Here is a 22,424-nt window from a genome sequence, read left to right as displayed (position 1 = left end):
AAGTTGTCAAGAGGTGTGAAACATTGGAAAAGTCCAATATTGTGCTTATAGGCTTTATGGGAACAGGTAAGACGTCGGTAGGGAAGGTGCTGTCGGAACGATTGGGCTGGCACTTTGCCAATACGGACGATGAGATTGAAGCTAGGCAAGGGGTTACGATCAGCGAAATGTTCGCAACGATCGGAGAAGCGGGGTTCAGGCAAGTGGAGAGTGAAGTGATACGCGCTTCGCTGGAGAGGACGAATCAGATTGTGGCCACCGGAGGCGGTGCGGTTTTGTCGGAACAAAACCGCAGGGTGATGCAGGAGAAGGGTTACGTCGTCGCGTTGACGGCGGACGCTAAGACGATTATTGATCGCGTGAGCCAGGATCAGAACCGTCCTCTCGTACAAGGCAATGTGGAAGAAAGAGTACATACGCTGCTGGAAGTCCGCAAGCATGCTTACGACTTCGCGGATTTAAAGATCGATACCAGCGCTTTGACGCTGGAGGAAATCGCGGACAAGATTATCGCTAATTGGAACAACTAGCCATTAGAGCTGCTCCCATTCGAGCATGCCGCCGCTCATATTCTTCAGCTTCGTGAAGCCTTGGGCGGTCAAGAAGTCATACGCTCTCCCGCTGCGGTTGCCGCTTCTGCATACAAGAATGGTTTCACGGTCATTAGGAATTTCCGACAGTCTGTCCGGGATTTCCATCAATGGAATGTGAACGGCGCCTGGGATCATTCCCAGAGCAACCTCCTCGGCTTCCCGAACATCGATAATATCGAGCTTTTCGCCTTGTGCGAGGCGCTGTTTTAGCTGTTGAGGGGTAATCGTTTGCATTTTAATGAAACCTCCAATAGGGTGTCGAATAGGTGATGCAGCTTTTGCATTTCTATGATATAGAGAAAATAGATCTGGTGTCAAACTGGCGGTTTCCATCCCATAGGGCGTATGGTAAACTGGCTGTAATCTGCATAGGAAAATCATTCACAATTTTTTCGCAGAACAGGAGAGATACATATTCATGAAAGCTATTGTAAAACCGACAAATAAACTAGAGGGAACTATCAACGCGTTATCCTCCAAAAACTATACGACCAGATACATGCTGATCGCTGCACTGGCGGAAGGGACAAGCACCATCTATTATCCTGCCCACAGTGAAGACAGTGATGCAATGCGCCGCTGTATTCGTGACTTGGGAGCCGTCGTCGAGGAAGACGAAGAGAAGATGACGATTCAAGGCTTCGGCCGCAATCCGAAGCATGTGTCGGAACTGAACGTAGGCAATGCAGGCGCGGTGCTCCGTTTTTTGATGTCGATCGCGGCATTTTGCCCTGAGTTGACGTTCATCAACAAGTATCCGGATTCCCTCGGGAAACGTCCTCACGACGATTTGATCGATGCGCTCCAGCAGATGGGGATCGAAATCGAGCATCGCGAAGGAAAACTGCCGATTACGATTCGCGGCGGCAAGCCTCGCGGCGGCAAGATCAAGGTATCGGGCAACGTGAGCTCCCAGTTCCTTAGCTCCCTGCTGTTTATGACACCGCTGCTGGATGAAGACAGCGAGATTGAAGTTCTGCACGATCTCAAATCCAAAGTCATCGTAGGACAAACGCTGGAGGTTATCGCTCAAGCGGGAGTCAAGATCGAAGCAACGGACGATCTGATGCATTACAAAATTCCGGGCCGTCAAAAGTATTTGCCGCAAAAATACGTCGTACAAGGCGACTATCCCGGCTCCGCAGCCATATTGGCCGCAGCGGCCGTAACGAATTCCGATGTCAAAGTGCTCCGGCTTGAAGAGAAGAGCAGACAAGGGGAAAAGGCTGTCGTCGATGTGCTTCGGGCTATGGGCGTGAACCTGACTCATGAGAACGGCGTTGTTCATGTATTGGGGAATCAGCGGCTCACAGCGGGTGAATTCGACGGCGATCATTTTACCGATGCCGTGCTGGCGATGGTAGCCGCAGCCGTATTTGCCGAAGGCACATCCCGTTTTTACAATGTAGAAAACTTGCGTTACAAAGAGTGCGACCGGATTACCGATTATGTTAACGAGCTCCGCAAAGCCGGTGCCGATGTGGAAGAACGGCAAAGCGAGATCATTATCCACGGCCGTCCGCAAGGCGTACCGGGCGGCGTAGAAATCAACGCGCATTTTGATCATCGCGTCATCATGGCGCTAACCGTCGTGGGCTTGCGCTCCGAGCAAGGCCTCGTGATCAATGACGCGCACCATGTCGCCAAATCGTATCCGAATTATTTCGATCATCTGTTATCCTTGGGAGCGCAGATTGAGCTTGTCAAAGAGTAGCATCCCCTTGGCTTACAGAAGATCGCTCAGTACATCCGGGTACTTATCATGAACAAGCGGGTTGAGTCTTATGAAGGTGTTATGGAAAGGAATCCAGGTCACCATCGGTTTTTTTCTGATTGGAGGACTTATTTTTGCCAGCGGAGTATTCGGCGTATTGTTATATGCCAAAATAACGGGACGGGACTGGTTTGCGGATGAGGCGGCAATTGCTTATGCCGAAACGGCAGTCCAGCAGCAGACCGTTCAAGCCGTACCGCCGCCGGTAGAGGCTCCTCCGTCTGCAAGCTCCGCCATGCTGGATGCTCCAGTCATCAGGCAGTATCCGGAGCTACCCCGCGGGTGCGAAGTGACCAGCTTGACGATGTTGTTTCAATACTTGGGGATCAACAAAACCAAGCTGGAGCTGGCTGCGGAAATGAAGCGCGATACGACTCCTCTCAAGCTGAATTCCAACGGGTCGATTGCTTATTGGGGCAATCCGAATACGGGCTTTGTAGGCGAGGTTACCGCTGCCGGCAAAGGCTTCGGTATTTACCACTCGGCCTTGTTCGAGCTGATGCAGCAATACGTTCCAACGGCCGAAGACTTCACGCGCGAGCCGTTCGAAAAGCTGGAGCAGCAGCTGCGCGAAGGAATCCCGTCCGTGGTCTGGACGACGATCAACTATAACGTTCCGGACAAATGGGTCGTATGGGATACGCCAATCGGACCGATTCAAACGACGTTTATGGAGCATGCCGTTCTGCTGGTCGGCTTCGACGAGCACAACGTTTATATCAACGATCCGCTCCAAGCGAAGAGTAAGATAAAAGTGGACAAAGCGCAGTTTATTGAAACGTGGGAAGCAATGGGACGTCAAGCTTTGTCCTATACCAAACCATAAAGGAGCTGGGAATATGGCATTTGAAAATCCACCTCGTGAACGGATTAAAGAGATTTTGGCGGGTGCAGGCAATATCGCCATCGTAGGATTGTCGGATAAGCCGGACCGGGTCTCATACATGATCGCGGAAGCGTTGCAGAAGAGAGGGTACCGGATTATTCCGGTCAATCCGAATGCAACGGAAATTCTCGGCGAGACTTCCTATCCTTCGCTATCGGATATTCCGGAGCCGGTAAATATCGTCAATGTCTTCCGCCGCAGTGAAACCGTAGTGCCTGTGGCTGAAGAAGCGGTAAAGATTAAAGCCAAGGTGTTCTGGCTGCAGCAGGATATCATTAATGAAGAAGCCGGCCGCATCGCCAAAGAGGGCGGCCTTGAAGTCATTATGGACCGCTGCATCAAGGTCGAGGACGCCATCCTTCAACCAAGGGGGAAATAACGTTGTTCCGCAATCAGATCAAGCTTCATTTGCCGGTATATCTGGTAATGGGGTTGGAAGGCTACGGGAGCCGCACGGCACTCGAAATCGCCAAGGAAGCTCTGGAAGGCGGAGTGACGCTGCTGCAGCTTCGCGAGAAGGAAGCGACATTGAGAGAAGTGCTCAGGCAGGGGAAGCTGCTGCGGGATTTGTGCCGATCGTACAAGGTACCTTTCGTGGTGAATGACAGAGTAGACGTAGCTATACTTCTTGAGGCAGACGGCGTCCACGTTGGCCAGGACGACATTCCCGGACTGGAAGCGAGAAAGCTGCTCGGAGAGGACAAAATCGTCGGTATCTCGGCAGGAACGATGGAAGAAGCCGAGTGGGCCGTGTCTCAAGGCGCGGACTACTTGGGTGTAGGTGCCGTATATGCTACTTCGACGAAAAAGGATGCGGGAGAAGCGATCGGTACCGGCTTAATTCGCCAAATTTCCGAACGCTGGTCTATTCCGATGGTAGGCATAGGAGGCATTCAGCACGATAACGCTGTTCAAGTCATTCAGGCCGGAGCAGACGGAGTCGCCGTTGTTTCCGCCATTACCCGTGCAACCAATCCGCGAGAAGCGGCGCTCGAATTTGCAAAAAAAGTAAGCCGGAATCATTAGAACCTCCAACAGCTTCCATAAATAAAATAAATCCTCCTTAGAGACAATAAGAAAGGCTTCTGGAAGAGCGCGGTTTATGTTAATTGACCGGACCCGGAAGACTTCCAAACTTCCTAAGGAGGATTTTTCTTATGTACCAAAACTACCAACAAAGCAATTTCCAACAATACGGTTCCGGGAATACGATGTCCCAATACCGCGGATTGGAAACAAAGTACCAACCGATCGGCTATGTCCAATCCCAGTATAACCAATCCAATAACTCTGGTATGAACAACCAATTCCAAAGCTCCGGCTTCCAAGGCGCTCAGTCTTATCATACTTCGAACTATCGCGGCAATCAGCAAGGACACGATGCCTATTTGAGATCGGATTCCTCCCAACCGGCTCAAAGCCAATATGTAAGCAGCTTCTCCAGCCAAGCTCCATCCTTCAGCAGCATCAATAACTTTTCGCAGCAATCTTACGCACAACCAAGCGCTCAATCCTTTCACACGGCAAACTATCGTGGAGACCAACAGGGCCATGACGCTTACTTGAGATCCGATTCCTCTCAGCCAGCTCAAAGCCAGTTCGGGATGGGCGCTTCCAGCTTCAACTCCTTCAATACCGGTATCAGCAGCCAGTTCGCTTCTTCCCAGCCTTACAGCCAATTTCAATCCCAGTCCCCGCAATCGTACCATACTGCGAACTACCGCGGGAACCAAGCTGGTCATGACGCGTACTTGAGAGCCGATTCCACTCAACCGTCGCAAAGCAGCTTCGGTGCTGCAAGCATGAATTTCAACCGATACCAGTATTAAGAGGTATCCACTGATTTAGCGGGCCGATAAGGCCCGCTTTACTTTTAAGCCTCGATAAAGGTTTTATCACTGTAATAAATTCATGAATTCACTAAGGCAAAGAGGTGGAACAAATGAACAATCAGCAAAATATGACCGCTGACCGCAATTTGCTCTCGGAGAAAGAGTTCAGCTACATCAAGGATTTTTTATCGTGGGAGCTGCTAGCCATGAAGAAATGCAAAGATAGCGCCGAACAATGCCAGGATCCTCAAATCAAGCAATTACTGGAGCAAACCGGTCAACAGCACCTGGATCATTACAACAGTCTATTGAAGCATTTGCAATAATACATGTAACGGAAGGGAGAACACGCTAATGCCAACTATGGAAATTGCCAAGCCTCAATCCGGAGAGCTGCCTCAGGTCAAAGGTCCGCAAATGAACGACAGAGACCGGATCAATGACATTTTATCGATGCAAAAGTATTTATCCAGCGGATTTAATACCGGGATCAACGAGGTGCAAAACCCGGAGCTTCGCAAGACGGTAGCATCCATTCTTCAAGCCCAGCATGAAGCGCAGTGGCAGCTGTTCAATCTGATGTTTGAGAAGGGCTGGTACAAGATGAAAGCTGCCGATAAACAGGAGATTTCACAAGCCCAGCAGCAGTTTAGCGGCTATTCCACACAATTCCCGAGCTTTTCATAATATAAAGACTGCACAGCCCCGAACAAAGCGTTTGGGGTTGTTTGACAAAATGGGACAATGGCCTTACCATCGATAGAGAAAGGAGGGAGCGGTTGGATTGAACTGGATGGGTAATTTGCAGCAGTTAGGTCGGTCATTGATGCTTCCGACCATTACAATACCCGTTGCGGCGATATTGCTGCGGCTCGGAACGCTGCCTTGGCAAGATTTACATATGGCCCGTTTAGGGGAAATCATGATATTTTTCGGCAATACGATCTTTACGTATTTGCCTATGATTTTCGCCGTTGGCGTAGCTTTGGGCTTGACGGAGGGCGCCGGCATCGCAGGGATGTCCGCGCTGATTGGACAGCTGATGTTCAATCAGGCGACGAAGCATTATCTAGGAGATGAGTTCCATCTCGGCATTCCCGGGGGAATCCTGATCGGGCTTATTGCGGCTGTCCTGTATCATCGGGTAAAAAATATTCAGCTGCCGGAATATATTCAGTTTTTTGGCGGTCCGCGAATGGTTCCGCTGTTAATGGGGCTGTCCATCCTGGTGCTCAGTTTCATTACGATTCAGATCGGGCCTTATTTGGAATATTTTATGCAAACGCTCTCTACCGCCATCCTCGGTTTAGGGGGCTTCGGGGCGTTCGTATATGGAGTTATCCACCGGTTGCTGGTCCCTTCCGGACTGCATCACGTATTCAACAACTTTTTCTGGTTCCAGCTTGGCGCTTACGAGAAACCTAGCGGTGAGATGGTATTCGGAGACTTGCCCCGGTTCTTTGCGGGAGACCCGACGGCAGGGATTTACATGGCGGGGCTGTACCCGATCATGATGTTTGCGCTGCCTGCTATAGCGCTTGCCATCATTCAGGAAGCAAGGGAAGACTTAAAGCCGAAAATTCGCGCGACGTTCTTGACTGCGGCTTTAGCGTCGTTCTTGACGGGAGTAACCGAACCGATTGAGTTCGCTTTTCTGTTTGTGGCTCCTTATTTATTCATCGTTCACGCCATTTTGTCGGGGCTGTCCATGTCGATTGCCTATTATTTTGATATTCATCATGGATTCTCTTATTCCGCTGGGGCGATCGACTTTTTGATCAACCTGCACCTTGCGCATAACGGGTGGCTGCTGATACCGATCGGAATAGGCTATTTCTTCGTCTACTATTACCTGTTCCGCTGGGCCATCCGGAGATTTCAGCTTCCTACGGCGGGTCGTGAGGAAGGCTCACAGCTGGAAGAATGGGCGGGCGATATTCCTTACCGCTCCCCATTAATTTTGCAGGCATTGGGCGGCAAGAACAACATCAAGAACATTGAAGCTTGTATAACCCGTCTGAGACTGACGTTGGATAATGACAAGCTCCTCGACATCGCCGCATTGAAAAATTTGGGGGCAGCCGGTGTCATCCGCCTTGGCGGGGGCAACGTTCAAGTTGTATTCGGTACCTACTCCGAAATTATTCGCGAGGAAATCAAGAAGGTGCTGATGAAAGATATCCAGCAGGTTATGTTCAGCGCGCCGATGCAAGGGCGGATGATACCGCTCGAAGACGTACCCGATCAAATTTTTGCAGGGAAGCTCGTCGGCAACGGGGTAGCCTTTGTACCGGAGAAGGGAGAACTGGTTGCGCCGGTTGCGGGGAAAATCATGATCCTGTATCCGACACTTCATGCCGTGGGAATCCAGACGGAGGAAGGGCTCGAGGTGCTGCTGCACATCGGGATCGATACGTCGCAGCTGCAAGGCAAATGGTTTACCGCGCATATCAAGGAAGGCGATTATGTCGATGCAGGACAGCTGCTCATCAGCTTTAATCTGCAAAAGGTGAAGCAGAACAGCAAATCGCTTGCAACGCCAATGATTATAACGAATGTAGACAAAGTGAAATCATGGAGCTTTGCATCGTACAAAGCGGTGAAAAAAGGGCAGGCATCCGTGATGTCCGTTGTCCTGAAGGACGCTACAGGTACAGGGGGAGGGAGCGCATTTGGCTGAGGGGATCGGAGCTTCGTCAGGAATAGCAATGGGAAGAGCTTTTGTCATCCCGACCTGGGAGTGGGATTTTCCGGAGAAACTGATTGATGTAACGGATTTGGCGTACGAATTCGAGCGGTTATACGACGGGATCCGTTCTTCCAGAAACGAGATTGAAACGATAAAGCAGGAATTCGTTTCCGTATTGGGCGAGGAGCAAACGTCGATCTTTGACGCGCACTTGGCGATATTGGAAGATCCGATATTCATGAACGAAGTGCAGGGAATTATGCAGCGCCAATACAAAGCGGCGGAGGTGGCGGTAAAGGAAGCCATCGAGAAGTTCGTGAATATGTTCGATCTGCTGGACGATCAATACATGAAGGAACGAGCGCTTGATATAAAGGATGTCGGCAACCGGCTTCTCAAGCATTTGCTCGGAGCACTGGAGGAGACGCTGCCGCCGAAGGATCAGCCGTACATTGTGGTAGCCAAGGAGCTGTCTCCGTCGCAGATGGTTCATCTCGACACGGAGTTGGCACTCGGTCTCGTCACGATGCTCGGCGGGAAAACGTCTCATGTAGCCATTATGGCGCGCGCCATGGGTACTCCTTACGTATTGGGGCTGGACGGAAACCTTAGCACGGCGATCCAAAACGGCGATTATCTCATTATCGACGGGGATGAGGGCCGCGTCTATATCAACCCTTCCGATGAGCTGATCGAGGAATATACAACGCGCAAAGCGATATTGCAAAAGATGAAGGAGCGGCTGCAGGCGCTGGCTCATGTCCCGGCTCAAACCGCGGATGGAATAGCGTTTCAGCTGGCCGCCAATATCAGCTCCGTCAAGGAGCTCGATCAGGTCATCAAGAACGGCGCCTCCGGTGTCGGATTGTTCCGGACCGAGTTTCTGTATATGGACCGCGACAGCCTGCCGCTCGAGGAGGAGCAGTTCGAGGTGTACCGTGAGGTGGCCGAGAAGCTGCAGGGCAGGCGCGTGGTCATTCGCACGCTCGACATCGGCGGGGACAAGAGCCTCGATTATATCGAGCTGCCGGAGGAAGACAATCCGTCTCTAGGGTATAGAGCTATCCGGATTTCGCTGGATCGTACGGATTTGTTCAAAACGCAGCTTCGGGCTATTTTGCGGGCGAGCCATTACGGCAATATTAAAATTTTGTATCCGATGATATCATCTCTCGAAGAGCTGCGCAAAGCCAACGAGGTGCTGGATGCCGCCAAAAAAGAGCTGACGGAGGAAGGCTTTCCGTTCCAGCCTCATATTGAAGTCGGTATCATGATCGAGGTGCCGGCCGCGGTCATTATCTCCGACCTGCTGGCGGCCAAGGTGGATTTCTTCAGTATCGGCACGAACGACCTGGTCCAATACATATTGGCCGTCGACCGGATGAACGAGCAGGTGGCCCACTTATACGATCCGTTCCATCCTGCCGTGCTTCGTATGCTGAAAACGACCGTAGAAGCGGCCAAAGCGGCCAAGATCCATGTCAGCGTGTGCGGCGAAATGGCGGGAGACATCAGAGCGCTGCCGATCTGGCTAGGCTTAGGCCTAACGGAGCTCAGCATGTCGCTGCAGTCGATTTTGCGGGTCAAGAACAGCTTGCTGCAAAGCCATTTCCAGGAAGGAGCGGCGGTTTGGGACGAGCTGCTGAAATGTACGGACAGCAAATCGGTGCTGGATGTATTGAACTCCAATTTGAGGCAGGATGTAGTAGCCAAATAAATAAGAAAAAGAGCATGAGGAAGGGTGGAGCAACGAATGGAACTGAAAGGATACAAAGTACTCGCGTTTGTCGATGAAGAATTCGAGGATTTGGAAATGTGGTATCCGGTACTCCGGCTGCGCGAAGCGGGAGCGGAGGTTCATTTGGCAGGGCCGAAAGCGAACACGGTTTATCATGGAAAATACGGCGTACCGCTGACAACGGAATATGCGCTGGAAGATGTGAAATCATCGGACTATATAGGATTGTATGTACCAGGAGGCTGGGCGCCCGATAAGCTGCGCCGATATGCCGACGTGCTTCGTCTGACTAGAGAATTTCATGAGGCTGAGAAGCCTATTGCTCATATATGCCATGCAGGCTGGGTGCTCGCTTCCGCGAAAATATGCGCAGGCTACACGATGACATCTACGCCGGGAATCAAGGATGATCTGGAAAATGCGGGAGCGATCTGGGTCGATGAAGAGGTTGTCGTCGACCGGAATATCGTGTCCGGGCGCAGACCGCCGGATTTGCCTGCTTTTACTAAGCAATTCGTCCGCGTGCTGGCCGAATATACGACAAAATAATCGTCGCTTGCGCGAAGGCTGGGAGCTATAGAAATGAGATATGCCGTGCGGTGGCTTCCCTCCATCCTCTGTATGACCGCTATTTTTTACTTATCCAGCAACACAGGGGACGATATGAACGGGTGGCTTAGTGAAATACAACGTTTTTTGCCTTTTATGCAAGGCTTTGATTGGGGCCATTTTGCCGCTTATTTTGTACTGGCGCTTACGTTCGCTTGGGGGATCACGGGCCGAAAGCTGACCTGGGGCATGAAAGCTTTGGTCGTGCTGCTATGTCTGCTCTACGGGGTGACGGACGAATATCATCAATCGTTCGTTCCCGGACGATCGCCCGATCCGCTGGACCTGCGCAATGACGGAATCGGCGCCGCGCTGGCCATGCTGTTTCTGACCATTCCTATCGTCAATAAAACGTTCCGGCAGTGGACCGGTGGTTAATATTGCTATCTTGAGAAGAGCAGGAGTTTGCTCTCCAAAGTAGAATATTTGATACACAGGAAACGAAACGCTCGGATCCGGTCCTAGTGGGATCGCGAGACGGTTTCAAACATCGTGGGATTCGAAAGACAACCAGTCGGGGCCTCTTTCCAAAGAGTGTCTTTTTACTCTGTTCAGAGGCATTGCGGTAACAAGTACTCGCGAAGGTGTTGTCGGTGGGATGAAGGAGTGGTAATGGTTGCAGAAGCAGTGCAAGTGTGGCAGCGCTATGAACATTAAGCTGCGAACGGTCATCTATCAGAACAAAGTGGAAATTGAAAATGTGCCGGTCTTTTCCTGCGAATCGTGCCAGCGCAGCGAAGTATTCGCAGAAGTGAAGCCTGAGCTTACCGGCATTATCGGAAAGCTGGGAAGCTTACCTGAGAAGCAGCAATTATCTTTTCACGAGATCAGCGAAATAGCCCACCTGATGAAAAAGGTGACGGAGAAGCAGTATGCTGCAGATCCCGTGGAAAAAATCGTGGAGGATCGGATTAACGAGCTTCTCGATCTTTTGCTGCTCGCACAATCGTTACATGACGAGACATGGCAGGCCGACATTCAAAAAAGGCTGGGCCAAATTGCGAAGCATTCGCTGTCCGTCAATGATTTGGCGTAACGTACGACAAAGAAAATGAGAAGAGTAGATGTAACTCAAACAGGTCTTATACACACATTATAGGCTCGTTTTGACAAGCTAACTGCGCTGCAGTTGGCTTTTTTTGCATTTTTTGATACTATAAATGTAGGAACGTGGCGTATTCGTTGCGTTTAACCGTATTTTGTCGTATGATAGGGCTTAATAGCAGATGATCGAAGCATTATACATTTTAATATATTGGAGAGAATGACCGTGACTGTAACCATTTATGATGTAGCCAGAGAAGCAGGCGTTTCCATGGCAACCGTTTCACGGGTTGTCAATAACAATCCCAATGTGAAGCCGCAGACGCGAAAAAAGGTTTTCGAAGCGATCGAACGCCTCGGATACCGTCCTAATGCCGTTGCCAGAGGCTTGGCGAGCAAGAAGACCACTACGGTCGGAGTTGTCATTCCCGACATTTCGAATTCCATTTTCTCTGAAGTTGCCAGAGGAATCGAAGATATTGCCAATATGTACCATTACAATATTATCTTGAGTAACGCGGATAAGAAGAAAGAGAAGGAAATTCGCGTCATCAACACCTTGCTGGAGAAGCAAGTGGATGGTTTGCTGTTTATGGGCGGCGTTGTAACGGACGAGCATATTCAAGCATTCAAAACGTCGGCTGTACCTATCGTTCTGTGCGCGACAACCGATGAGAAGAATACGATCGCATCCGTTGACATCGACCATGAGAAGGCGGCATTCGACGCGGTAAACGTGCTGATCGAGCAGGGACACCGCAACATCGCGATGATTTCGGGGACGCTGCAGGATCCTGCCAACGGATTTTCCCGTTACCAAGGATACAAGAAGGCGCTCGAAGCGGCTGGCATTCCGGTCCGTGAAGAATATGTCCGCATTGGTAACTACCGGTACGAATCCGGCCTCGAAGTGACCAAGCATTTCCTCGAGCTGAGCGATCGCCCTACCGCTATTTTCGCGGCAACCGACGAAATGGCTATCGGTGCCATTCACACGCTGCAGGATAACGGGCTGAAGGTTCCTGACGACATGTCGGTAATCAGCGTCGACAACATCCGGATGGCGTCGATGGTACGGCCTCAGCTTACTACAGTGGCTATGCCGATGTACGATATCGGAGCGGTATCGATGCGCCTCTTGACGAAGCTGATGAACAAAGAAACCAAAGATGCATCGGAGCAAATGCAGGTTGTTTTACCGCATGAGGTCATTCATAGAAACTCGGTGGCTCATCGTTAATGAGCCACTTTCTTTTGTGAGGGCCAAAGAGAGGCTTCTATGGCAGGAAGCTGTACATATACGGCGATCCGGTAAGGGTCGATTCGATTGGTTATTTAATCCGATGCCTTTTTCATAGGAGGAACGAATTTGTCTTACAAAAAAATCGGCGTGATTGGCGCGATGAAAGAAGAAATTGAACAATTTTTGCAGCACATGGAGCAGGTGCAGCTAACGGAAAAGGCCAAAGTGCAGTTCAGGGAGGGCCTGTTTCACGGCAAATCGATCGTACTATGTAAATCCGGTGTAGGGAAAGTGAATGCGGCGGTGACCACCCAGGTTCTGATCGACACGTTCGGAGTCGATGCGATCATCTTTACGGGAGTAGCCGGAGCTGTAGATCCGGAGCTTAACGTAGGGGATATTGTCGTGTCGTCGGAGTCCATGCAGCATGATATGGATGTGACTGCTCTTGGATTTCCGCTCGGTACGATTCCGTACGAGGAGACATCCTTGTTTGCTTCCGACGAGTCTCTGCGGCAATTGGCCGTTAATGCGAGCGCAGAGCTGTTTGACGGCCGCGTGAAGGTCGGCAGAGTATTGTCCGGCGACCAGTTTATCGCAAGCCGCGAGACTGTCTCCAGGCTCTTTAGCGAGCTGCAGGGGGCGTGCACGGAGATGGAGGGAGCGGCCGTTGCACAAGTATGCGCCATGAACAGTATCCCGCATGTAATTATTCGTTCCATGTCTGATAAAGCGGATGGGTCCGCGCATGTCAATTTTGCCGAATTTACTGTGCAAGCATCCGAGAATTCTTATCGGATCGTCGAGCATATGTTGAAGCATCTGTAGAATTTAGAAGGAGAGAACAATCATGACAGTAACAATGGATCAAGTAGTTGCGCTAGCGAAGCATAGAGGCTTTATTTTCCCGGGTTCCGAAATTTACGGAGGCTTGGCCAATACATGGGATTACGGTCCTTTGGGTGTAGAGCTCAAAAACAATATCAAACGCGCATGGTGGAAAAAATTCATCCAGCAATCGCCATACAACGTAGGTTTGGATGCCGCGATTTTGATGAATCCGCAAGCTTGGGTTGCTTCCGGCCACGTCGGCAACTTCAACGATCCTATGATCGACTGTAAGAAATGTAAATCCCGTCACCGTGCGGACAAAATCATCGAGAATGCGTTGAACGAAAAGGGCATCGAGATCGTAGTGGACGGCATGACCTTCGATCAGATGATGGATTTGATCAAGGAGCATAACATCGTATGTCCGGATTGCGGCGCTTTCGATTACACCGACATCCGCCAGTTCAACCTGATGTTCAAGACGTTCCAGGGTGTAACGGAATCGAGCGCGAACGTAGTGTATATGCGTCCGGAGACGGCTCAAGGGATTTTCGTCAACTTCAAGAACGTGCAGCGGACCATGAGAAAGAAGCTGCCGTTCGGTATCGGCCAAATCGGCAAAAGCTTCCGTAACGAGATTACACCTGGTAACTTTACGTTCCGTACCCGCGAGTTCGAGCAAATGGAGCTGGAATTTTTCTGCAAACCGGGCGAGGACCTGCAATGGTTCGAATACTGGAGAAATTTTTGCTTCCAATGGCTGATGAGTCTCGGCTTGAAAGAAGCTAGTATCCGACTTCGCGACCATTCCGATGATGAGCTGTCCCACTACAGCAACGCAACGACAGATATTGAATTCAAATTCCCATTCGGCTGGGGCGAGCTATGGGGCATCGCAGACCGTACGGATTACGATTTGAAGCAGCATATGGAGCATTCCGGCGAAGATTTCAATTATATCGACCAGGAATCGAACGAGCGCTACATTCCTTACTGCATCGAGCCGTCTCTTGGAGCGGACCGCGTAACGCTGGCGTTCCTGATCGATGCGTATGAGGAGCAACAGCTTGAAGGCGACGACAGCCGTACTGTGCTGCGTTTCCATCCGGCGCTTGCACCGATCAAGGCAGCCATCTTCCCGCTTTCCAAAAAGCTGGCTGAAGGCGCGCAAAAAATCTTCGAAGACTTGTCGAAGGACTTCATGGTCGATTATGACGATGCAGGCTCGATCGGTAAAAGATACCGCCGTCACGATGAAATCGGTACTCCTTTCTGCATCACGTACGACTTCGAATCCGAGCAGGACGGTCAAGTTACGGTACGTCACCGCGACACGATGGAGCAAACCCGGATGCCGATCAGCGAGCTGAAAGCATTCATTGAACAAAACATTCAATTTTAAGTAAAATTAAAGTCCGCACTCACAGGGTGCGGGCTTTTTTTTGTTAAGCTTTGTTGGCGAGTTCAGGGTTCCCGGTGGTCAGCCCCTCCGGCCGCATTTGTTTTCGGGGACACATTTAGTTATAGCTTTCTATTGGGATTTTCACAAAAGCATAGGAGGCGGATGAGATCCTAGAGGAGAACCCGGCCTTCCCGCACTATTTGGTGAAATTTGGATAAACTGAATTTTCCCCCAGACTACGGTTGAATGCTCGTGTAACTATGGTGTCGAGATGGATGCTAGAAGATGCGGGCAGGGCATGGGAGGATGAAAGATGGAACTTGTAGAGGAGGAAGGAAGGGGAGATGAAGCATTGTGAGGCTGATGGGATTAGGATGAAAAAGCGAACGGCCCTTTAGCAGGGCCGTTCGCGGTTGTTTTAAGGCAAGTACAGCATCGCCAGCTCCTTCGTCTGGCGATTCTTGGCAGTGACCTCCTGGCGCCGCGGCATCGGCGCCCAGTCTTTGCCGTCGAGCCACGTGGTCGGCAGCTCGACCGGGCTGTGGAGCTGCCACTGCGACAGCCACGCGAGAGGCAGCTCCATGTCCTGCTCGCGCTCGAGCTGGGCGACCATAGGGTGGTCGCTCATCTCGAGCCAGAGCAGGCTCCAGGCGCGCGGTACAACGCGCCAGAAGTCGTACCCGCCGCCGCCAAGCGCCACCCAGCGCCCACCGCTGTATTGGTGGGCCAGGCGGTGGATCAGGCGCGGCATCGCCTTGTAAATGTCCATGGAGCAATGGACATGGGACAATGGATCGTAAGCATGGGCGTCGCATCCATGCTGCGATACGATAAGGTCCGGCTGAAAATGCGCCGCGACCCGGTCCAGCACTTCCTCGAGACATTCCAGCCAGGAGTCGTCTTCCGTATACGGCTCGACTGGAATGTTAATACAGGTGCCGAACGCGGTGCCTTCGCCGCGCTCGTTCACCGCACCGGTACCGGGAAACAAATATTTCCCGGTCTCATGGATCGACAGCGTGCATACGTCGGGTTCGCTGTAGAAGCTCCATTGGACACCGTCCCCGTGGTGCACGTCCGTATCGATATACAGAACGCGGGCGCCGTAACGGTGTCTCGCATGCTGGATCGCCACGGAGGCGTCGTTGTAGATGCAAAAGCCCGCGGCCTTGTTGCGCAATGCATGATGAAGCCCGCCGCCGAGATGGAGGGCATGCTCGGTTTGTCCGCTCATGACTTCGTCGACGGCTTTGACCGAGCCTCCTACGAGCAGCGAGGTAATCTCGTGCATACGCGGAAAGTAAGGCGTATCCTCGGAATCGAAGCCATATTTCTCAACGCGGCTAAGCCACTCTTCATCAGGCTGGTCTTGACTAAGCGCTTTCACCGCTTCGATATAATCAGCACTGTGAACGGCTAGAAGCTGTTCATCGGTTGCATGCTGAGGAGCACGGACCGCCGATTCCGGCAGTGCCCCCAGCTTGCGCAGCAGGTCGACCGTCAAGCGCAGCCGCTCCTGGTTAAAAGGATGATCGGCCTGAAAACGGTAGCCGGTTTCTCGTTCATCATATATGAATAAAGATGATGTAGTCATATGTTCCGCCCCCATGGCTCGTTCCTCTACTGTCCTATGTACCGTGATAGAGGTTAATGAATTTGCAACGTCGTTTAATACATGAACCGCTGCCGAAAACGAACGCGGTCGAACTGCTCAACCGAAGATAACGGCACTTGCTTGCCGATTCGAACCATAAGGCAATTGGCAGGATGAGAGCAAATTTCGGGATCGTCCGTAGCGAACCAGACCATATCGACGCTCTTCATCAGCTTCTCCATCAGCTTACGGTAATCCCATACGTTAAGCCCGCTTTTTTCCAGATCCCAATGCCAATAATATTCTGTAGCGAAAACAATTGCATTCTCCAATTGATCTTGTTCGAACGCAAGCTGGATCATATGCTTTCCGAGACTGCAGCCCCGGTAATCGTCAGCGACCTCGATAGCTCCCAGCTCGATCAAATCCTCCATGTTGCCTTCCGACCACCGTTCCATTTCATCAGGGTAATGGAAGGTGACATAGCCGACGATCTGATCATCCAGCCGGGAGATAATGATCCGGCCTTCCGGGAGCTCTGCTATTTCAATCAGAGCTTCGAATTGCTCCTTGGGACGGCGAAACGCATCCAGATCGGGATGCATCCGGTACGATTTCAATTGTTCAGGAGGCACAGGGCCTTCCACTGTAATCTGCGAATCGCGATAGGGTACGCGACGGGAATGATAAATTTTGTAATGCTCCATTTGCAAGTTGTCTCCCTTCTTGCGGATCAAGCGGAGTGAGTCCGGTTTAACGACAGGTTGGTTTTGCGCACCCATGCTTGTAGTTACTATATCAAAAATAAGAGATCAATAAAAGAAATAGTCGAAAAATTGAGACTGTGGTATAATACCTGATGAAGCAAAACCATCGATCTTACTTATGAATGAAAGCGTTTCAATGAAAATGGAAAAATGTTCATTTTAGGAGGTAGCAGAATGGATCACGCAAATAAAGAAATTATTGAAGCCGTATCTACAACAGCGAATATGAAAAATTACGAGGAAGAGCGCGCCCATTTCAGCTGGGAAGCTATCGAGAAGCAATTCTCCTGGTCTTCTACCGGAAAAGTGAACATGGCTTACGAAGCGATCGACCGCCATGCGGAATCCGCCGAGAGACGCGATAAAATTGCATTATACTACAGTGATGACAAGCGGGACGAGAGCTACACATATGAGCAAATGAAGCTTCAATCCAACCGCTTCGGTAATGTCCTCCGCAAGCTGGGCATCGGCAAGGGAGATCGCGTGTTTATCTTCATGCCAAGAACTCCGGAGCTGTACTTTTCTTTAATCGGTTCCCTCAAGGTGGGCGCAGTGGTTGGTCCTCTCTTCGAGGCATTCATGGAGACCGCCGTTAAGGACCGTCTACAGGATAGCGGAGCGGTAGCCATCATTACGACGCCCTCGCAGGTATCCCGTGTTCCGGTTGCGGAGCTGCCCGAATTGAAGCATGTGATTCTTGTCGGCGAGGATATTCAGTTATCCGAAGGACAGATCGACTTCCATCAGGAAATGGCTCAAGCCTCCGATCAACTCGACATCGAATGGGTGGACCGCGAAGACGGGATGCTGATTCATTATACATCCGGTTCGACAGGTAAGCCGAAGGGCGTATTCCATGTCCATAACGCGATGCTGCAGCATTATTATACAGGACGCATCGTGCTGGATTTGCAGGACAACGATGTTTACTGGTGTACAGCGGACCCGGGTTGGGTAACCGGTACTTCTTACGGTATTTTTGCACCTTGGCTGAACGGTGCAACGAATGTCATCCGAGGCGGAAGATTCAGCCCTCAGGATTGGTATCGGACGCTGGAGAAGTACGGCGTATCCGTCTGGTACAGCGCTCCAACGGCGTTCCGCATGCTCATGGGTGCAGGAGACGATGTGTCGAAGCAGTTCAATCTGTCCTCACTTCGTCATGTGCTTAGCGTAGGTGAGCCTCTTAACCCTGAAGTCGTACGTTGGGGATTGAAGGTATATAATCAGCGGATCCACGATACATGGTGGATGACGGAAACCGGCGGACAGTTAATCTGTAACTATCCTGCTATGGCAATTCGTCCTGGTTCCATGGGCAAGCCGATCCCTGGTGTAGAAGCGGCTATCGTCGACGATGCAGGCAACATTTTGCCGCCGTACCGTATGGGCAACCTGGCGATCAAGACGCCTTGGCCGTCCATGATGCGCAAGATTTGGAACAACCCGGCGAAGTACGAGGAGTACTTCCGTATTCAAGGCTGGTATATCTCCGGCGACTCCGCTTATGCTGACGAAGACGGCTACTTCTGGTTCCAAGGACGGATCGATGACGTCATCAATACGGCCGGCGAGCGGGTAGGTCCGTTTGAAGTCGAGAGCAAGCTTGTAGAGCATCCGGCCGTTGCCGAAGCAGGCGTAATCGGGAAGCCGGATCCTATGCGCGGCGAAATTATTAAAGCGTTTATCGCTTTGCGTGAAGGCTTTGAGCCGTCCGAGGAGCTGAAAGCGGACATTGCCAAATTCGTAAAAATCGGCTTATCGGCGCATGCAGCGCCAAGAGAAATTGAATTCAAGGATAAGCTTCCTAAGACCCGCAGCGGTAAAATTATGCGCCGCGTATTGAAGGCTTGGGAATTGAACCTGCCAACAGGTGACCTTTCCACCATTGAGGACTAATCAGCATTTGTTGTATAGCTTATAGAAACAAGACACCCTGCAAGGAATCGGCTCTCAGGCCTTCCTTGCAGGGTGTTTTTTTGTTATCATATTCAGAATTTTTAACTTTCCGAAGTCATCGGATGTGAAATTTCTATTTGGCGATAAAACTACCTCTAACGAGGTCGCTCCTCCGTGGAAGGACCTCGTTAGAGGTTTTTCTTACTTTTTGTAGTGAACCGGTGCGGACAATTTGGATTCGCCCAGCTCGTTCACTGCCGATATCTTGTAGTAGCCGTCGTATTCGGCGGCAAAATAACGGAATTCCGTGCCATTAAGCACGTTGCCCAGCTTTTTGTAGTTTCCGTTTTCCTTATCGCTGTAATAGATGCTGTATTGCTTTACTTTATCCTTATCCGGATTCGCCTTCCACTGCATCATAAGGCTGTTTCCGTTAGCTTTAATCGTAAGCCCTGAAGGTGCGGCAGGTACCTCCTTGGCCGGTCCGGAAGGCGTCGAGCCTCCTGGTTTCGTTTCGTTATTATCGTTCTTGTCCTTGGAATTGCCTTGACTGCCCGTGTTATTGCCATCCGCCAAGGCCAGGAGATCCATGCTGGTGCCGTCCGTATAAGCCCCTTTGCTTGGAGCGGATTCTTTGCCCGCCACGTCGACAGCAGTAACATAATAGCCAACGGGACTAGTGGCCGTCGTCGAGTCCGTAAATTTCGTTTCCTGCCCAGCCAGGATAACCTTGCCGTTCACACGCTGGAATCCGCCGTTATTAACGGAGCGGTAAAGCCTGTAACCGACGACATCGGCACTTCCGCTGGCCTGGAACGTAATAACGCTGTTGCCTTCCGAGTGGGTGGCTACAACCGTTGTAGGTGCCGCAGGCGGATTGCCGTCATCCGTTCTTGGATCCGTCTCGGAAGGCGCGTCTTCGTCATAATCCGTTGGCCGGTATTTTGCCAGCGGCTGACGGCGGTCCTCAGGAATTTTCGAAATGATGCCCTGAAGCTCCTTCATAATGCTTGTCAGCGATTTCTCGCGCTTGATTACGGTTTTCTCCTGAACGAAGTCTGCCGGTGTTGTGGATTGGGCAATGTAATTGATTCCGTTGTACGACACGATAGGGAGCTTAACCATCACATTGTCTTCCTCAGTCGGAATCGCTTTTTTGTTGAACAAATCGGTAACCAGCTTGCCGGCTTTGGTTGTAGCTTCGCTTGGCAGCTTGCCAGACAGACTGGATACGGTCATCTCCACGATATTCTCCGGACGCTTAAATTCTTTGGTCGGGAAATAGTCCGGCTTTTTATTAATCGCCGCATCCATGGACAGAGCCCAAATATCTTTGGCCCGGTTCGTACCGCCCGTCTTCTTGCTCAGCTTGTGAACAGGCGAATCGTAACCGATCCAGACACCTAACGTAACGTCCGGTGTATACCCCATAAACCAGGCGTCCGCATCGTCCTGAGTGGAGCCGGTTTTCCCTACGATAGGCATTTTGCCATAATGCTTGAACTTGCTCATCAGGTCTGTAGCCGTCCCCGCAGTAATAACGGTACGCATCATATCCGACATCAGGTAGGCGGTTTGCTCGGAGAACAGCGTCTCCGGCTTGAGTTCATGCTCGTAGACCGTTTTGCCGTTGGAATCCGTAATTTTACGAATCAGATAAGCGTCGTTATGTATCCCTTTGTTCCCGATGGCCGAATACGCGCTGGTCAATTCCTTGACGGAAACCCCGTACCGCAAGCCGCCGATAACTCCGGTCTGCGCAACATAATCCTCTTTGGTAATGGTCGTGATGCCCAGCTTCTTGGCGAAGTCCCAAGCTTCCTTAATTCCGACTACGTCCAGGAACAGCTTGATCGCCGGAATGTTATAGGACTGGTTCAATGCTCTGCGGGCCGTAACCAGGCCGTGGTATTGATCATCCCAGTTTTCCGGGATATGGTAGCCTACCTTCGTGCCGTCCTTCAAAATGACCGGGACGTCGTCGATAATCGATGCCGGCTGGATGGCGCCTTTCTCGATAGCCGGTACGTAAGCCGCTATAGGCTTCATCGTAGAGCCCGGCTGGCGGTATGCCTGCGTCGCATGGTTGAGCTGCTCCTTGAAGAAGTCCCGCCCTTCGATCATCCCGAGAATGGCTCCGGTTTTACTCTCCATCATAACGGCGCCGACTTGCTCGATCCCTTTGGTCGGGTCATCGGGAGTGAAGTTCTTAGGATTCTCCGCAATCTCATGCATCGAATCGTAAATGTCCTTGTCGATGGTCGTATAAATATGATAACCGCCGCGGTTCATTTGCGCCTGCACGTTTTTCAAAGCTTCGTTGTATGCATCCGTATTTGGCTGTTCAGCCGTTTTAGGGTCTTGCACCTTCAGCAGCGTCTTGGCGGCTTCCTTCTCAACCTCCAGCATCAGATAAGGGTAGGTGGAGTAAGCCTTCTTCGCAGGCTCCGCCAAAGAAGCTCGCAAGTCAAAGTTCATGGCCTCATTGTACTGCTCCTGATTAATGCGACCTTCCTCCAGCATGCGCCGTAACACTAGCTGCTGCCGGTTTACGGCTCGTTTGAAAGCCGCTCCGTCGAATTGCCCTTTGCTCGTGAAGGTCGAGTAGTTGCTCGGCTGCTGCGGCAATCCTGCCAAGTACGCGGCTTGTGCAATGTTCAGCTCTTTCAGATCGCTAATGTTAAAAATGCCTTTTGCCGCAGCTTTGATTCCGTACAGGTTGTAGCCGGACGAGCCGTTTCCGTAAGGGATCTTGTTCAAGTAGGCGAGAAGGATCTCATCTTTAGACATTAGCCGTTCCATCCTCATGGCGAGGAAGATTTCTTTGGCTTTCCTGCTGTCCTCTTTGTCCAGAGATAAGAACACACGGCGAGCCAGCTGCTGGGTAATCGTGCTGCCTCCGGTTTGAATGTCTTCTCTCAACAGCTTTTGGACGACGGCGCGTGCCAAGCCTTTGAAGTCGATCCCGTGATGCTCGTAAAAGTTATTATCCTCGATGGCAAATACGGCATCCAGGAGCTGCTGCGGAATTTCGCTCAGCTCGGCCATCCGGCGGTCTTCCTCCGATCGAAGCTGCCCAATGACGCTATCGTCATTGAAGTAGACGAAGCCGGTAATCGCATTCTCCTGTACTTGGGTAACCATCGATTCCTTGCTCCGTACAGGGTCCTCCTTTACAAGTGCAGAAACATAGCCGAATGCGGCTCCCCCGCCAAGAAACCCGGCGATAACGCAAACGATGAATGTCCATTTCAAAGTAATGAGCGTATATTTACCTATGTTCCATAATACTTTTTTGACCTTATTGCTATTTTTCTCCATCTCCATACCGATAAAAATCCTCCCGATTTTGGAAAACATACGTAGTTCATTATAGCATAAAGGCGGAAACCGTGAACACAAACGAAAAGAAGAATAAGTGACATAACGTTTGACAACCGCAATCGCTTGTGATATAACATGGTTTAACCGAATATTGCAAATGCTATGATGGATTTGGCGGTCGATGGGTGGAACCCTT

The 22,424-nt window shown here is 51.0% G+C and carries 21 protein-coding genes; 17 read left to right on the top strand and 4 right to left on the bottom strand.

What is annotated here, in order from left to right; translation table 11 throughout:
- Nucleotides 1-23 precede the first annotated feature (23 nt).
- Nucleotides 24-530, top strand: a complete 507-nt coding sequence (locus DVH26_RS25105) for a shikimate kinase (RefSeq protein WP_239626672.1) — start codon at nt 24-26, stop codon at nt 528-530.
- A 3-nt stretch (nt 531-533) separates the two neighbouring features.
- Here the strand turns inward: DVH26_RS25105 and DVH26_RS25100 are convergent, their stop codons facing one another.
- Nucleotides 534-827, bottom strand: coding sequence for a rhodanese-like domain-containing protein (locus DVH26_RS25100; protein WP_239626670.1), 294 nt, complete (start codon nt 825-827; stop codon nt 534-536).
- 184 nt (nt 828-1,011) lie between these two features.
- On the opposite strand from DVH26_RS25100, the gene aroA reads away from it, so the two are divergent.
- The 15 genes from aroA (at nt 1,012) to DVH26_RS25025 (ending at nt 14,641) form a co-directional block, all read left to right on the top strand.
- Nucleotides 1,012-2,307, top strand: a complete 1,296-nt coding sequence (aroA, locus tag DVH26_RS25095) for a 3-phosphoshikimate 1-carboxyvinyltransferase (protein WP_239626668.1) — start codon at nt 1,012-1,014, stop codon at nt 2,305-2,307.
- Nucleotides 2,308-2,377: 70 nt separating this feature from the next.
- Entirely contained in the window at nt 2,378-3,193 is an 816-nt protein-coding gene (locus DVH26_RS25090) for a C39 family peptidase (protein ID WP_239626666.1), read from the top strand.
- 13 nt (nt 3,194-3,206) lie between these two features.
- On the top strand, nt 3,207-3,632 hold the full coding sequence (locus tag DVH26_RS25085) for a CoA-binding protein (RefSeq protein WP_239626665.1): 426 nt from the start codon (nt 3,207-3,209) through the stop codon (nt 3,630-3,632).
- 47 nt (nt 3,633-3,679) lie between these two features.
- Nucleotides 3,680-4,279, top strand: coding sequence for a thiamine phosphate synthase (gene thiE, locus DVH26_RS25080; protein ID WP_239635480.1), 600 nt, complete (start codon nt 3,680-3,682; stop codon nt 4,277-4,279).
- A gap of 131 nt (nt 4,280-4,410) precedes the next feature.
- The gene (locus tag DVH26_RS25075) at nt 4,411-5,082 is read left to right on the top strand and encodes a hypothetical protein (RefSeq protein WP_239626664.1); all 672 of its coding nucleotides are present in this window, start codon (nt 4,411-4,413) and stop codon (nt 5,080-5,082) included.
- 113 nt (nt 5,083-5,195) lie between these two features.
- Nucleotides 5,196-5,411: a hypothetical protein gene (locus DVH26_RS25070; RefSeq protein WP_239626663.1), complete on the top strand. Its 216-nt coding sequence runs from the start codon at nt 5,196-5,198 to the stop codon at nt 5,409-5,411.
- Nucleotides 5,412-5,439: 28 nt separating this feature from the next.
- Complete coding sequence (locus DVH26_RS25065; RefSeq protein ID WP_239626662.1) at nt 5,440-5,772, top strand: spore coat protein; 333 nt, start codon at nt 5,440-5,442, stop codon at nt 5,770-5,772.
- A 97-nt stretch (nt 5,773-5,869) separates the two neighbouring features.
- Nucleotides 5,870-7,765 (top strand): glucose PTS transporter subunit IIA, encoded by a 1,896-nt coding sequence (locus DVH26_RS25060; protein ID WP_239626661.1) that lies wholly within the window; start codon nt 5,870-5,872, stop codon nt 7,763-7,765.
- Nucleotides 7,758-9,491 carry a phosphoenolpyruvate--protein phosphotransferase gene (gene ptsP, locus DVH26_RS25055; RefSeq protein WP_239626660.1) on the top strand — a complete coding sequence of 578 codons (1,734 nt, stop codon included), beginning with the start codon at nt 7,758-7,760 and terminating at the stop codon, nt 9,489-9,491. Before DVH26_RS25060 ends, ptsP begins: the two co-directional genes overlap by 8 nt.
- Before the next feature lie 36 nt (nt 9,492-9,527).
- A complete protein-coding gene (locus tag DVH26_RS25050) occupies nt 9,528-10,061 on the top strand; it encodes a type 1 glutamine amidotransferase domain-containing protein (protein ID WP_239626659.1) in 534 nt (177 codons plus the stop codon).
- A gap of 33 nt (nt 10,062-10,094) precedes the next feature.
- The gene (locus tag DVH26_RS25045) at nt 10,095-10,499 is read left to right on the top strand and encodes a VanZ family protein (RefSeq protein ID WP_239626658.1); all 405 of its coding nucleotides are present in this window, start codon (nt 10,095-10,097) and stop codon (nt 10,497-10,499) included.
- Between the two features lie 238 nt (nt 10,500-10,737).
- Nucleotides 10,738-11,157: a hypothetical protein gene (locus tag DVH26_RS25040; protein WP_239626657.1), complete on the top strand. Its 420-nt coding sequence runs from the start codon at nt 10,738-10,740 to the stop codon at nt 11,155-11,157.
- A 234-nt stretch (nt 11,158-11,391) separates the two neighbouring features.
- Nucleotides 11,392-12,405: a catabolite control protein A gene (ccpA, locus tag DVH26_RS25035; RefSeq protein ID WP_239626656.1), complete on the top strand. Its 1,014-nt coding sequence runs from the start codon at nt 11,392-11,394 to the stop codon at nt 12,403-12,405.
- A 129-nt stretch (nt 12,406-12,534) separates the two neighbouring features.
- Complete coding sequence (locus tag DVH26_RS25030) at nt 12,535-13,236, top strand: 5'-methylthioadenosine/adenosylhomocysteine nucleosidase (RefSeq protein WP_239626655.1); 702 nt, start codon at nt 12,535-12,537, stop codon at nt 13,234-13,236.
- Between the two features lie 22 nt (nt 13,237-13,258).
- Nucleotides 13,259-14,641 carry a glycine--tRNA ligase gene (locus tag DVH26_RS25025; protein ID WP_239626654.1) on the top strand — a complete coding sequence of 461 codons (1,383 nt, stop codon included), beginning with the start codon at nt 13,259-13,261 and terminating at the stop codon, nt 14,639-14,641.
- 418 nt (nt 14,642-15,059) lie between these two features.
- Here the strand turns inward: DVH26_RS25025 and DVH26_RS25020 are convergent, their stop codons facing one another.
- On the bottom strand, nt 15,060-16,235 hold the full coding sequence (locus DVH26_RS25020; RefSeq protein WP_239626653.1) for an acetoin utilization protein AcuC: 1,176 nt from the start codon (nt 16,233-16,235) through the stop codon (nt 15,060-15,062).
- 74 nt (nt 16,236-16,309) lie between these two features.
- Entirely contained in the window at nt 16,310-16,942 is a 633-nt protein-coding gene (locus DVH26_RS25015; RefSeq protein WP_239626652.1) for a GNAT family N-acetyltransferase, read from the bottom strand.
- A gap of 234 nt (nt 16,943-17,176) precedes the next feature.
- Between DVH26_RS25015 and acsA the strand changes: the two genes are divergently transcribed.
- Nucleotides 17,177-18,904, top strand: coding sequence for an acetate--CoA ligase (acsA, locus tag DVH26_RS25010; protein WP_239626651.1), 1,728 nt, complete (start codon nt 17,177-17,179; stop codon nt 18,902-18,904).
- Between the two features lie 201 nt (nt 18,905-19,105).
- Here the strand turns inward: acsA and DVH26_RS25005 are convergent, their stop codons facing one another.
- A complete protein-coding gene (locus tag DVH26_RS25005; RefSeq protein ID WP_239626650.1) occupies nt 19,106-22,231 on the bottom strand; it encodes a transglycosylase domain-containing protein in 3,126 nt (1,041 codons plus the stop codon).
- Between the last annotated feature and the right edge of the window lie 193 nt (nt 22,232-22,424).

This window comes from Paenibacillus sp. H1-7, from assembly GCF_022354825.1.
Lineage (GTDB): Bacteria > Bacillota > Bacilli > Paenibacillales > NBRC-103111 > Paenibacillus_S.
This window is presented reverse-complemented; position numbering and strand designations above follow the sequence as displayed.

Coding starts and splice junctions, on each gene's coding strand:
- DVH26_RS25085 (WP_239626665.1), top strand. CDS start 3,207: ATGGCATTTGAAAATCCACCTCGTGAACGGATTAAAGAGATTTTGGCG.
- thiE (WP_239635480.1), top strand. CDS start 3,680: ATGGGGTTGGAAGGCTACGGGAGCCGCACGGCACTCGAAATCGCCAAG.
- DVH26_RS25090 (WP_239626666.1), top strand. CDS start 2,378: ATGAAGGTGTTATGGAAAGGAATCCAGGTCACCATCGGTTTTTTTCTG.
- aroA (WP_239626668.1), top strand. CDS start 1,012: ATGAAAGCTATTGTAAAACCGACAAATAAACTAGAGGGAACTATCAAC.
- DVH26_RS25005 (WP_239626650.1), bottom strand. CDS start 22,231: ATGGAGATGGAGAAAAATAGCAATAAGGTCAAAAAAGTATTATGGAAC.
- acsA (WP_239626651.1), top strand. CDS start 17,177: ATGGATCACGCAAATAAAGAAATTATTGAAGCCGTATCTACAACAGCG.
- DVH26_RS25070 (WP_239626663.1), top strand. CDS start 5,196: ATGAACAATCAGCAAAATATGACCGCTGACCGCAATTTGCTCTCGGAG.
- DVH26_RS25050 (WP_239626659.1), top strand. CDS start 9,528: ATGGAACTGAAAGGATACAAAGTACTCGCGTTTGTCGATGAAGAATTC.
- DVH26_RS25020 (WP_239626653.1), bottom strand. CDS start 16,235: ATGACTACATCATCTTTATTCATATATGATGAACGAGAAACCGGCTAC.
- DVH26_RS25065 (WP_239626662.1), top strand. CDS start 5,440: ATGCCAACTATGGAAATTGCCAAGCCTCAATCCGGAGAGCTGCCTCAG.
- DVH26_RS25025 (WP_239626654.1), top strand. CDS start 13,259: ATGACAGTAACAATGGATCAAGTAGTTGCGCTAGCGAAGCATAGAGGC.
- DVH26_RS25075 (WP_239626664.1), top strand. CDS start 4,411: ATGTACCAAAACTACCAACAAAGCAATTTCCAACAATACGGTTCCGGG.
- DVH26_RS25015 (WP_239626652.1), bottom strand. CDS start 16,942: ATGGAGCATTACAAAATTTATCATTCCCGTCGCGTACCCTATCGCGAT.
- DVH26_RS25045 (WP_239626658.1), top strand. CDS start 10,095: ATGAGATATGCCGTGCGGTGGCTTCCCTCCATCCTCTGTATGACCGCT.
- DVH26_RS25100 (WP_239626670.1), bottom strand. CDS start 827: ATGCAAACGATTACCCCTCAACAGCTAAAACAGCGCCTCGCACAAGGC.